This window comes from Mesorhizobium sp. PAMC28654 (genome assembly GCF_020616515.1).
In the GTDB taxonomy this organism is placed as follows: domain Bacteria; phylum Pseudomonadota; class Alphaproteobacteria; order Rhizobiales; family Rhizobiaceae; genus Mesorhizobium.
This window is the reverse complement of sequence record NZ_CP085135.1, coordinates 3,823,828-3,835,953: the sequence shown is the minus strand read 5'-3', so window position 1 is coordinate 3,835,953 and position 12,126 is coordinate 3,823,828. Positions and strand designations below refer to the sequence as shown.

The following is a 12,126-nucleotide window of genomic DNA, read 5'->3' as shown; positions in this document are numbered from 1 at the left end:
GGCTCAACCGATAACCGAACGGACATGGTACGACTTCGCCGCTGTCGCCTCCGCCAGGCCGGCGCGGCCATTGGTGCGTCCCAGCCCGGAATTCTTGATGCCGCCCCAGGGCAAATGCAGGTCGGCGTGGTCGCAGCGGTTGAGATAGACGGTGCCGGCCTCGACCTCGTCGAGCAGCGCCACGCCGCGATCGATATCCCTGGTCCAGATCGAGGCGCTCAGCCCGAAATCGCTGTCGTTCATCAGGCGGATCGCCTCGTCGTCGCTGCCGACCGACTGGATGCAAGCCACCGGCCCGAACAGCTCGTCGCGCATGATCCGCATGCCGTGGTCGACCCCGACCAGCACTTCGGGCGCGACATAAGCGGCTCCAAGGCCAGATGCCTTGAGTGTGCCGTCCTGCGGCATCAGGCGCCTGGCCCCTGACCGCACCGCACTTTCGGTGAGACCGCGAATGGTGTCGGCGCTCGCCCGCACCACCGGCCCGACCATCGGCTTCTCGCCAAAGGGATGGCCGATGGTCCATTTCGCCGTCTCGGCGACCAGGGCTTCGACGAAGCGGTCATGGATCGCCTTGTCGACATAGATGCGCTCGACCGAGCAGCAGGACTGGCCGGCATTGGAGTAGGTGCCTTCGGCGATCAGCGGGACCGCCGATTTGAGGTCGGCATCGGATCGAACATAGGTCGGATCCTTGCCGCCGAGCTCGAGATGCACCTGCGTGAATGTGCCCGCGGCGGCGGCGTGCACGCGACGGCCGCCATTGACCGAGCCGATGAAATTCACCGCGTTGAAGGCGCCGGACGCAATCAGCTTCTCGGCATCGGCATGGTCGAGATGCAGGCTCTGGAACACGCCTTCGGGGCCACCGGCGGCACGGAAGGCTTCCTCGGCCTGCTCGGCGATCAGCGGCGTCTGCGGCGAATGCTTGAAGATCACGACATTGCCGGCGGCGAGCGGCGACGTGACCAGATAGCCCAGCATGGCGGTGGGGTAGTTCCAGGCGCAGATCGAAAGATGCAGGCCGCCCGCCACCGGTTTGGCATAGCGGCGGATGTTTTCATCCGAGGGATAAGGGATGTCGGCCAGCGTTTCCGGCGCGACATCGGCCAGCAACTCGCCAACCAGCGCCAGGCGCGGCGTCTCGTCGGCCTGCCACAGCGGCCGGCCGATCTGCCACGCCACCATCTCGGCCAGCGGTGTTGCGCGCGCCTTCATCTCCTCGCCGAAGCGCAGCAGGATCGCCAGCCGGTCGGCCAGCGGCGTCCGCCGCCACGATGACAGCGCGGCACGAGCCCGCGAGAGCGCGGCCTCGATGGCCGCGCCGTCGGCATAGGCGCGCGTCGTGTAGGTCGAGCCGTCGACGGGAGAGGTCACCGAAAAGGTGCGCGCGCCGGAATGCAGGTTCATGGTCTTGAAATCCATCCGAGATGAGAGGTCATTTCGAGGCACGATATCGCGATTTTCCATTTTGGCAAATTTTTTCTAATCCCGCTTGATGGAATTTTTATCCGCCCCTATTGTCCGCTCCGTCAGCATTTCAGCAGAAGCAGATGAGGGGTTCAGATGATCGCTTACGATTTCACCGGCAGGCATGCGGTCGTCGCCGGCGCGGGCGGCGGCATGGGCGAGGCGATCACGCTGGCCCTGCTCGAGGCCGGTGCCTCCGTCACCGCCATCGACGTCAAGGCCCGTCCGGCTTCGCTGGCCTCCTATGACGACAGGCTCACCTTCGCCCAGGGCGATCTGACCGACGCCGGCTTTGTCGAACAGGCGATCGGTACGGCGGGCCGCGAACGCGGCGGCATCGACTATCTCGCCAATGTCGCCGGGGTGCTATGGTTCGGCCGCGACAAGTCGGCGCTAGAGATGGATCTCGACGTCTGGGATGAGGTCTTCAACATCAATTTGAAATCCTTCGTGCACACCGCGCGCTCCGTCGTTCCGCATATGCGCGCGGGCGGGCGCGGCGGCGCCATGGTGCATTTCTCGACCATCCAGTGGTATCGCGGCGACGCCAACCCGCAGGACGCCTACCAGGCATCGAAGGCTGGCGTCTGCGCGCTCTCGAAATCATTGGCCATGCAGCTCGCCGGCGAACGCATCCGCTCGAACGCGATCTGCCCGGGCATGGCGCTGACGCCGTTGCAGGCGCGCTGGGATACCGAGGAAAAGCGCTCGGCCGTGGCCAGCTACGCCCCGCTCGGCCGCATTGGCACGCCGCAGGACATGGCCAATGCCGCGCTGTTCCTGCTGTCGGATGCCGCCAGCTACATCACCGGCATCGAGCTTGCCGTCGATGGCGGACTGCTCATGCGCATGTAGGTCGCCTGGGATCAGGTTTTAACCGGCATCATCCGCCGTCCCGAGGCGGGTGAACTGGTCAGAAATCGTCGGGAAAGATGGCCTTGAGATAGAACCGGCATGCCTTCTTCGCCATGTCGCGTCCGGCGGGGCCGGCGGTTGTGAAAACCTGGCCTGAAATCCAGAGCCCGTCGATCAGGGCGTTGAGGCTGCGGGCGACCAGGGCCGGGTCGAGATCGATCCGCCTCAGCTCGGCAAGCGCGGCGATATCGGCCTTCACGATGGCATCGTAGCGGGTCTTCAGCTCGGCGCAGCGCCGCCGATACTCCGGATTGCGCGCCGACTCCGCCCAGAAGTCGGTGAAGACGGCGATGTGCCCGGCGTTCGACATCTCTGCATCGAAATCGAGTTCGATCATCCCCAGCAGGCGGGCGGCCGGCGAGTCGTATTCCGGGCGGTTCAGGCTGCGGTCATACTCCTCGACCATGTGGTCGAGCGCGGCCAGCGTGATGCCTTCCTTCGATTTGAAATGGAACGACACGACGCCGTAGCTGCAACCGGCTTCCTGGGCGATGTCGTTCATCGTGAAGCCGGCCAGGCCCTTGCGAGCGATGACGGTGAGCGCCGCCTCGATCAGCGAGCGCCGCCGCTCCTGCACCTGATCCTCGCGCGTCGGCGCGCGCCGCTTGTCGGTCGAGTTGTCAGCGTGTGCCGCGGCTTGGTTCATGATCTCTGGTCTTGACCGGGATGTATCCGGTCTGGATAGCAGCTTCGGCGAAGCCGGCACAAGACTTTGCCGCCCGGAGCCCGGGAATCACGCTGTCGCACTAGACGAGTTCGCCGCTTTCGATTTCGGCAGCCGCCCGCTCTATGCCCTGGCGCAGAATGCCGATCATGTCGTCGATCTGGTCCCTTGTGATGATCAGCGCCGGCGACATCACGCACATATTGCCGAGCGGGCGCACGATCAGCCCGAGCTCCGCGCAATGGGCGTCGATGCGCGCGCCGATCCGCTTGTCGAAATCGGTGACATCGGGCGACGACGTATCGACCAGGCATTCGACGCAGCCGACCAGGCCGGAGGCGCGGACATTCGCCACCAGCGGCAGGTCGGCCAGACTGTGAAGGCGCTCGGCGAAATAGCTGGAGATGTCGCGCACATGCTCCAATATGCCGTCCTTCTCGATCACCGCGATATTGGCGAGCGCGGCCGCACAGCTCACCGGATGACCGGAATAGGTGTAGCCGTTCGAATAGTTGCTACCCCTGGCGTTCTCGCCGCTGACCTTGTCCAGCAGGCGCTCGGAAATGGCAAAGCCGCCCAGCGGCACATAGCCGGAGGTCACGCCCTTGGCGAAGGTGATGATGTCGGGGACGACGCCGAACACTTTCTCCGACGCGAACCATTCGCCGCAGCGGCCAAAGCCGGTGACGACCTCGTCGGAGATATAGATGATGTCATGCTCCTCGCACACGGCCTTGAAGCGGGCATGATAGCCCTTCGGCGGAATGATGACGCCACCGGACGCCAGCAAAGGTTCGGCAAGGAACACCGCCACCTTCTCGGCGCCAATGCGCGCGATCTCGTGCCGGAATTCGTCGACCAGAAAGTCCAGGAACGCTGCCTCGTCCTTGCCGCCGGCAAGGCGGATGTTGGGGCTGGAGATGAACGAGATCCTGTCCGAGACGATATCGAAATTCGGCCAGTTGCCGGCGCGGCCCGAGCAGGCTGCCGTCAGCGCGGTGCTGCCATGATAGCCTTCGCGCCGCACGATGATGTGCTTCTTCTGCGGGCGTCCCAGCACATTGTTGTAGAATTCGACAAAGCGCAGCGCCGAATCGACCGCGGTCGAGCCACCCGTGGTGAAGAAGACGCGGTTGAGGTCGCCCGGCGTCAGCGCGGCGATACGCGCCGCCAGTTCGGCCGACTGCGAATTCGTCGTGTACCAGGGCGAATTGTAGGCCAGTTGCAACGCCTGTTCGGCGATGGCGTCGGCGATCTCATGGCGGTTGTAGCCGATCTGCGTGCACCACATGCCGGCGGGGCCGTCGATCAGCCGGCGGCCCTTGGCGTCGATCACATAGATGCCCTCGCCACGGGCAAGCAGTGGGCGTGCCGACTGGCCAAGCTTTTCCATGGCTTCGGACGGCGACAGCAGATGCCGTCGCGCCGCCTCTTCCATCTCGGTGGCATTCCACTGCGATCCGACCGCCTTGTTCATGACACTTCCTCCCTGTCCGTCGTTGCGCGTCTACGATCCCAGTGCACACGACCTGACGCTGCTGATCGCGCTGCGATCCACCGACGCCACAACCAAGCTCACAAATTGATTGTCCAGTCAATCAGTTTTGGAGTTTGAAAAAATCCCGGCGGGTCATGATCGCCGCCGGGATTGTGCGATGGAACCCGAAACCTGCTTCAGGACCGCGAAAGGGCAGGAAGCTCCAGCAAGGCCTGGGCGGCCGCGACGTCGGTGATCAGCAGCTTGGCGTTGGTGGCGGCGATGCCGGCGCGGATGGCGTGGATCTTGCGCACGCCGCCGGACGAGATGATCACCTTCGGCACCTTGCGGATATCGGCGGGATTGATGGCCATGGCGCGATGGTTGACGGGATGGTCGATGACATTGCCGTCGGCATCGACGAAGTGGCAGAGCACGTCGCCGACCGCGCCCGCGTCCTTCAGGCTCTTGGCGTCTGACCAGTTCAGGATGCCGCGGCGGAAGATCGAGGCCTGCGTGCTGACATCGCCGACGCTCAGCAGCGCGATGTCGACGGCGCGCGCCCGCTCGTAGAGCTGCTTGAGGTCATCCTGCTTCCACAGCGCATCGGCCAGTTCGCGGTCGGGCACGAACACCGGTGCGGTGATCTGGTAGAGTTCCGTGCGGTAGAATTCGGCGAAACGCCAGGCGACGGCCGAAGGGTTGTGCGCGGTGGCGTGGGTCAGGCCGCCGAGCAGCGAAATCACCGTCATGTCATCGACCTCGCGCCAGATCAGCGACCGCATGCAGACCTGCAGCGTGGCGCCCCAGCCGACCCCGATCGACAGCCCGTTGGTGACCTGTTCGGAGATGTAGCGCCCGGTGGCATGGCCGACGACGGCGGCGACGCTTTCTTCATCAGGGCTCGATGCCGGCACCACGATCGCCTCGGCGAGGCCAAGGTGCTTTTCCAGGTCGCGCTGCAGGCGGATCAGCGATTCGGCGTGCGAATTGATGGTGATCTGGACGGTGCCGTCCTCGCGCGTCGCCGCCAGCAGGCGCAGGGCCTTGATGCGGCTGATGCCGAGATGCTGGGCGACCTGTTCCTGGGTCAGCCCTTCGACGTAATAGAGATAGGCGGCCCTGAGCTTGAGCTCATCCTGGTCGGATTGGAATTTCGTCCGCCTCGGCTTCTTTTCGGAACCTGTCATGCCGCATCCCCCAAGATAACCCCCATTAGACGATTTGCCGGCGGAGGGAAATCGCGCCGCCCGCTCGCGCGCCGGTCGGCCGAGGGAAATCTGGCAAACTGAAAATAGCCGCGCCGAGCCTATGCTGCAGAATTGTACAATAATTCTCAATATGGCATAAATGTACGAATTATGAAGGCGCTTTGGCGCGGCCAGAAGGATACGATATGCGAATACTGCTCTCCAATGATGACGGAATCGACGCGCCGGGCCTGGCGATCCTGGAACGGGCGGCAAAGCTGTTGAGCGACGACGTCTGGACCGTGGCGCCCAGCGGCAATCGCAGCGGCTTTGGTCATTCGATCACGTTGCGGCAGGCTTTTACCGTCGAAGAGGTTTCGGCCCGCCGCTATTCCTGCACCGGCACCCCAGCCGATTGCGTCATCGCGGCGATGCACTGGGTGTTCCGCGACGGTGCGAAACCCGACCTGGTGCTGTCGGGCATCAATGAAGGCCGCAACGTCGCCGAGGACGTTTCCTATTCCGGCACCATGGCGGTGGCGCGCGAGGCCGCATTGTGCGGCATTGCCGGCGTCGCCTTCTCCATGCCGCGCGACAGCCAGGCCTATGGCGAGGACGATGTCGCCTGGCTGGCCGCGCGCATCGAAGGTTTCTGGAAGACCCGCGATGAATGGGCTCTGGAGGGGCATTGGCTGAGCGTCAACCTGCCGCGCACTGTGCCGGCGCCCATGCGCGCGGCGCGCATCGGCCGCGACAAATGCGCGACGCGCGTCGTCATCCATGCCGAGGATGCAAGCAGCGCCCGCATCGAGCCGCTGGCCGATCGCAACTACGCGACGACGCCGGGCGACGAGAACAGCCTGATCGATTCGGGCGTAGCTTCTGTTACCTGCCTGAACTGGATGGGGCATGCCGCGGTGCCGGCGGGCGCATTGTCGGAGCTCGACGGCGCGCGTGAACAGGCGGTCGCCTGAAAACAAGGGGCGCCGGGATCAGCCGGCGCCCTTTCGCTATCTCTTTGTTTTGACGCTTTCCCGGGAAAACCGTTTCACACTTTTCCAGGAATTGCTCTGATGCTCTCAAGCGTTGGGAGATCAGTATTTCGGGTAGACCTCGAGCAGGCAGTCGTCGAGATAGCTGTTGACGAAGCCGGGGATGGTGATAGCGCGCGTTTCGACACCGCCGTCATCGTCAAGCACGTGCTCGAGATAGCCGACCTCGCGATTGCCGCCCATTTCCGGCACCAATTCCTCGCGAGTGGTGAAGGCGATGGAAGAGCACCATTCGAGCCGGACGCCGTCATGGCTGCGTGAGCGTTGCTGGTGCAGATGCCCGCTGGCGATCATCTTCAGCTGCTTGTGCTCCATCAGCGCACGCAAATGCTCGCGGCCGATCGGGTCGACAGTCCAGTAGGTCAGTTCCGTGCTTTCGGGTGTGTCGACATAAAGCGGCTGGTGCGAGAAGACAGCCAGGTGCCGCTCGCCCAGCGTCGCCAGCTGTTCGCCGATCCAGTCATACTGCTGCCGTTCGCCGTCGAGCCCCGAGCCGACGCGCAGCGAATTGATGCCCAGAAGCCGCCAGTTGCCACGATCGATCGACCATCTGTCGGCGCCGTAATAGCGCTCGTAGCGGTCAAGCCTGGTCGGGCTGATGGCGCTGCCCATGACGGTTTCGGACTTCGACAGGCGCGGATTGTCGCCGACATCATGGTTGCCGGGAATGTAGCGAATGTCCTTGCCGGCGCGCTGCAGGAATTCGCGGCAGAACGGATAATCCTCCTCGAAGCGGATGCCGTCGAGCGTGATGTCGCCGGTATGGATGATCAGGTCGTGATCGGCGGCCTTCAGCACATCGATCATGAGTTCGTTGTTCTCGTGAAAGCGATGCGTTCGCGGCGACAGATGCGTGTCGGATATCTGCATAATTCGAATCGAGGCCATGGATCTCTCTTTTGCGTGGGTCGTGGATCTGACGCGTAGCCGGCTCAGAAGTGTACAATTGTATTGACTTATAAAAGATAGTTCAATATTCGATTTGAGCGATCAGCGGATCGCCAGCCTGATCGCGCATTTGCTGCGCTGGTTCCAGAGGGATCGGGTGGGGGTGGGAATAGGGAGGCGGCCATGTCCGGCATTGAGATCAGGAATCTCAACAAGAGGTGGTCGACCTTTGACGCCGTCAAGGATGTCAATTTCGAGGTCAAGCCCGGTACACTGACGGTCCTGCTAGGGCCGTCCGGGTGCGGCAAGTCGACGACGCTACGTCTGATTGCCGGCCTCGATCCCGTCACCTCCGGCCAGATATTCATCGGCGGCAAGGATGTCACCGGACAGCCGCCGGCCAAGCGTGGCTTGGCCATGGTGTTCCAGTCCTATGCGCTCTTCCCGCATCTCAGTGTCGCTGAAAACATCATATTTGGTCTCAAGGTGCGGCGGGTGCCGGCCGGGGAGCGGACGCGCCGCCTGAAGAAGGCAGTCGACATTCTCGGGCTGGGGGCGCTTCTTGACCGCAAGCCTTCCCAGCTTTCGGGCGGTCAGCAGCAGCGCGTCGCCCTCGGCCGGGCGATCGTCGCCGAAGCATCGGTCTGCCTCATGGATGAGCCGCTGTCCAATCTCGACGCGCAGCTTCGCCACGAGATGCGCAAGGAAATCCGCGCCATCCAGCAGGCGCTTGGCATGACCATGGTCTACGTCACCCACGACCAGATCGAGGCCATGAGCCTCGCCGACCAGGTCATCCTCATGCGCAATGGCCGCATCGAGCAGAAGGCGGATCCTGTCGGCCTGTATCTGCGGCCAGCGACCTCGTTCGCCGCGAGGTTCATCGGCACGCCGCCGATGAACCTGGTCTCGCTGGCCGACGGGCCGGCCGGCGCCATCGTCAAGGGATCATCGGGTCCGGCGTTGGTCGAGGGCAAGGGCGACGGGCTGTCGCTCGGACTGCGGCCCGAGGAAATCAGGATCGAGCAGGATGGCGTCGTTCCCTCCGTCATACGTAGCATCGAATATCATGGTGCCGACAGCATTCTCGAATGCAGCGTCGGCGACCAGCTCCTGCAGGTGCGCGTCGAGGGCATCCGGCGCCAATCGGTCGGCGACCAAATACGGCTGGGTTGGCTGCCCGACGCCATGCATGTCTTCGACGAGAGCGACGGCAACCGGGTCGAGCGCCGGGTGCTGGTCGGCCAGGCGGCCGGCGAGCGCGCGCTGCGCGTGGTGCCCTGACCTTCAGGCGAGTTCGCGCCAGGCCTACGATCCGCGGATCGGCGAATGGCGACCAGAAAAACATCAGAAAACCGGAGGAAACGATGCTGAATATCGGTGGTAAATGGATCGGCGCCGCGCTGTTGGGGGCAGGCCTGAGCTTTGGCGTGGCGCAGGCGGCGCCGGTCGAGATCAGTCTCTACTATCCCGTGGCCATCGGCGGCCCGGTGACCAAGATCGTCGACGACCTGATCACCAGGTTCGAGGCCGCCAACCCCGACATCAAGGTCAAGGCGATCTATTCGGGCACCTATTCCGAGACGATCAGCAAGTCGCTGACGGCGTACAAGGCCGGCCAGCCGCCGGAACTGGCGGTCATGCTTTCGGCTGACGTCTTCACGCTGATCGACGAGGGCGCGATCGCGCCGGTCGACGATTTCATCAAGACCGACGACGACAAGGCCTGGCTCGCCGGCTTCTCGCCGGTGTTCATGCTCAACAGCAAGAGCGAGGACAAGACCTGGGGCATCCCGTTCCCGCGCGGCACGACGATCTTCTTCTGGAACAAGGACGCCTTCAAGCAGGCCGGCCTCAACCCCGAAATCGGTCCGCAGAACTGGGACGAAGTCGTCGACTTCGCCACCAAGCTGACCAAGCGCGATGCCGGCGGCAATGTCACGCAATGGGGCATGCAGGTGCCGTCGTCGCTGACCTCCTACTGGTTGCTGCAGGGCTATGTCGCGCAGAACGGCGGCACCATCGCCGACATCTCCGGGACCAAGACCTATTTCGACGCGCCCGAAGTTGTCGAAGGCCTGCAGTACTGGACGGACCTCGCGCTCAAGCACAAGGTGATGAAGCCCGGCGTGATCGAATGGGCGACCAACCCGAAGGACTTCTTCGAGGGTCGCGCCGCCATGATCACCACCACCAGCGGAAACCTGACCAACGTCAAGGCCAATGCGCCATTCCCCTTCGGCGTGCAGATGCTGCCCGAGCACAAGAAGCGTGGCGCCCCGACCAGCGGCGGCAACATCTTCATCTTCAACGGCACCGCGCCCGAAAAGCAGCAGGCCGCCTTCCAGTTCGTGAAATGGCTGACCTCCGCCGATCAGGCCGCCGAGTGGAGCATCAAGACCGGCTATATCGCGCCGCGCGACGATGCCTGGAACACGCCGGCCATGCAGGCCTATGTCAAGGAATTCCCCGGCGCCGCCGTTCCGCACGACCAGATTCCCTACATGGTGCCGGAGCTCTCGACGCATGAGAACCAGCGTGTCGCCCGGGTCATCGACGACGGCATCGAGGCCGCGCTCACCGGCTCCAAGACACCGGCACAGGCGATGAGCGACGCGCAGCAGGAAGCCGATCGCATCCTCAAGCAGTATCGCTGACCGAGACAAAGGCGGCGGGCCGATACCGGTCCGCCGCTTCGGCTTCCTCACCGCCGACAGGAAAGGCTGTTCCCGTGACACAGGGACGAAATCAGATCACCGCATGGCTGCTGCTGTTGCCGGCCGTCGTGCTACTGGCGGCGTTCACCCACATCCCGGCGGTGATGACGCTGGTCAACAGCTTCTACAACACGCCGCGCGGCGCGCGCCCGGCCAAGTTCGTCGGCGTCGGCCACTACACCGACATGCTGAGCGACCCGGTGTTCTTGGTCGCTTTGAAGAACAATGCCATCTACGCCATCGGCACCGTGCCGGTGGCGATCGGCCTGGCGATGCTGATGGCGCTCATCGTCAATTCCTCCATCCGCGGCAAGGGCCTGCTGCGCATGTCCTTCTTCCTGCCCACCATCCTGCCGATGATCGCGGTGGCCAACATCTGGCTGTTCTTCTACACGCCCGGCTACGGTCTCATCGACCGCTTTCTCGGCCTGTTCGGCTTTGCCGAACGCAACTGGCTGGGTGATGGTTCGACGGCGCTTGGCAGCCTGATGGTGCTGGCCGTCTGGAAGGAAGCCGGCTTCTTCATGATCTTCTACCTCGCGGCGCTGCAGCAGATCAGCCCGTCGCTCGGCGAGGCCGCCGCGCTCGAAGGCGCGGGGCGCTGGTACTTCTTTCGCCGCGTCACCTTTCCGCTGCTGATGCCGACGACGCTGTTCGTGCTGATCAACGCCATCATCAACTCGTTCCGGCTGATCGACCACGTCATCGTCATGACCCGCGGTGGTCCCGACAACGCCAGCACGCTGCTGCTCTACTACATCTACCAGACGGCGTTCCGCTTCTGGGATACCGGCTATGCCGCCGCGCTGACCATGGTGCTGCTGGCGCTGCTCGCCGCGCTTGCCTTCGTGCAGTTCGGCATTCTCGACCGGAGGGTCCACTACAAATGACCGCCACCGCTCTCCCCCAGCAGGTCCAGTCCCGCGAGCACGGTTTTTGGCACGCCATCGAGGTCATCGGCTGCTATCTTCTCGGCGCGCTCTGGATCCTGCCGCTGCTCTACGCGGTATGGATGGCGTTCCATCCGGCCGAATACGAGGTGCGCTTCGACCTGACGGCGCCGCTGACGCTCGCCAACTTCATCCAGGCGTGGAACGCCGCGCCCTTCGCGCGCTATTTCCTCAACACCTTCGTGCTGATCACGGTCATCCTTGCCTCGCAATTCGTCATCTGCACGCTCGCCGCCTATGCCTTCGCCCGCTACGATTTCCGCGGCAAGACGCTGGTGTTCATGCTGGTGCTGGTCCAGCTGATGATCATGCCCGAGGTGCTGATGGTCGAAAACTACCGCACCATGGTAAAGCTCGGCCTCGTCGACACGGTGTGGGCGATGGGCTTGCCCTACATGGCGTCGGCCTTCGGCATCTTCCTGCTCCGCCAAGCGTTCCTGACCGTGCCCAGGGAGCTTGACGATGCCGCACGCGTCGAGGGCGCCGGGCCGCTCGGCATCCTGCTCAAGGTCTATGTTCCCCTGTCGCGCCCGATCTATGTCGCCTACGGGCTGGTCTCGGCCAGCTACCACTGGAACAATCTGCTGTGGCCGCTGGTGATCACCAACTCGGTTTCGACCCGGCCGCTCACGGTCGGCCTGCAGGTCTTCGCGTCGCCCGACCAGGGTGTGCAGTGGAGCATCATTTCAGCCGCCGCCCTGATGACATCGGCGCCGCTGCTGATCGGCTTCCTGCTGTTCCAGCGCCAGTTCGTCCAGAGCTTCATGCGGGCCGGCATCAAATAGCCGGCTCCAAACAGACTC

General features: G+C 63.8%; 11 protein-coding genes. 6 read left to right on the top strand and 5 right to left on the bottom strand.

From position 1 onward, the window contains the following. Positions 1–3 precede the first annotated feature (3 nt). Positions 4–1,410 carry an aldehyde dehydrogenase family protein gene (locus LGH82_RS18790; protein ID WP_227344167.1) on the bottom strand — a complete coding sequence of 469 codons (1,407 nt, stop codon included), beginning with the start codon at positions 1,408–1,410 and terminating at the stop codon, positions 4–6. A gap of 156 nt (positions 1,411–1,566) precedes the next feature. Between LGH82_RS18790 and LGH82_RS18785 the strand changes: the two genes are divergently transcribed. Beyond that, positions 1,567–2,325 carry an SDR family NAD(P)-dependent oxidoreductase gene (locus LGH82_RS18785; protein ID WP_227344166.1) on the top strand — a complete coding sequence of 253 codons (759 nt, stop codon included), beginning with the start codon at positions 1,567–1,569 and terminating at the stop codon, positions 2,323–2,325. Positions 2,326–2,383: 58 nt separating this feature from the next. On the opposite strand, the gene LGH82_RS18780 is transcribed toward LGH82_RS18785, so the two are convergent. The 3 genes from LGH82_RS18780 to LGH82_RS18770 all read right to left on the bottom strand — a co-directional run bounded on the left by LGH82_RS18780 (position 2,384) and on the right by LGH82_RS18770 (position 5,716). Then, on the bottom strand, positions 2,384–3,031 hold the full coding sequence (locus tag LGH82_RS18780) for a TetR family transcriptional regulator C-terminal domain-containing protein (RefSeq protein WP_227344165.1): 648 nt from the start codon (positions 3,029–3,031) through the stop codon (positions 2,384–2,386). Between the two features lie 100 nt (positions 3,032–3,131). Further along, positions 3,132–4,526 carry an aminotransferase gene (locus LGH82_RS18775; RefSeq protein WP_227344164.1) on the bottom strand — a complete coding sequence of 465 codons (1,395 nt, stop codon included), beginning with the start codon at positions 4,524–4,526 and terminating at the stop codon, positions 3,132–3,134. Between the two features lie 197 nt (positions 4,527–4,723). Next, positions 4,724–5,716 (bottom strand): sugar-binding transcriptional regulator, encoded by a 993-nt coding sequence (locus LGH82_RS18770; protein WP_227344163.1) that lies wholly within the window; start codon positions 5,714–5,716, stop codon positions 4,724–4,726. Positions 5,717–5,922: 206 nt separating this feature from the next. Here LGH82_RS18770 and LGH82_RS18765 point away from each other — a divergent pair, with 206 nt between their 5' ends. Then, on the top strand, positions 5,923–6,690 hold the full coding sequence (locus LGH82_RS18765; protein WP_227344162.1) for a 5'/3'-nucleotidase SurE: 768 nt from the start codon (positions 5,923–5,925) through the stop codon (positions 6,688–6,690). Positions 6,691–6,810: 120 nt separating this feature from the next. Here the strand turns inward: LGH82_RS18765 and LGH82_RS18760 are convergent, their stop codons facing one another. Further along, positions 6,811–7,656: a metallophosphoesterase family protein gene (locus LGH82_RS18760; protein WP_227344161.1), complete on the bottom strand. Its 846-nt coding sequence runs from the start codon at positions 7,654–7,656 to the stop codon at positions 6,811–6,813. 183 nt (positions 7,657–7,839) lie between these two features. Between LGH82_RS18760 and LGH82_RS18755 the strand changes: the two genes are divergently transcribed. The 4 genes from LGH82_RS18755 to LGH82_RS18740 all read left to right on the top strand — a co-directional run bounded on the left by LGH82_RS18755 (position 7,840) and on the right by LGH82_RS18740 (position 12,108). Beyond that, positions 7,840–8,940 (top strand): ABC transporter ATP-binding protein, encoded by a 1,101-nt coding sequence (locus tag LGH82_RS18755; protein ID WP_227344160.1) that lies wholly within the window; start codon positions 7,840–7,842, stop codon positions 8,938–8,940. Positions 8,941–9,023: 83 nt separating this feature from the next. Further along, entirely contained in the window at positions 9,024–10,313 is a 1,290-nt protein-coding gene (locus LGH82_RS18750) for an ABC transporter substrate-binding protein (RefSeq protein WP_227344159.1), read from the top strand. Positions 10,314–10,387: 74 nt separating this feature from the next. Beyond that, complete coding sequence (locus LGH82_RS18745) at positions 10,388–11,263, top strand: carbohydrate ABC transporter permease (RefSeq protein ID WP_227344158.1); 876 nt, start codon at positions 10,388–10,390, stop codon at positions 11,261–11,263. After that, a complete protein-coding gene (locus tag LGH82_RS18740; protein ID WP_227344157.1) occupies positions 11,260–12,108 on the top strand; it encodes a carbohydrate ABC transporter permease in 849 nt (282 codons plus the stop codon). The genes LGH82_RS18745 and LGH82_RS18740 overlap by 4 nt, the downstream gene beginning before the upstream one ends. Positions 12,109–12,126 lie beyond the last annotated feature (18 nt).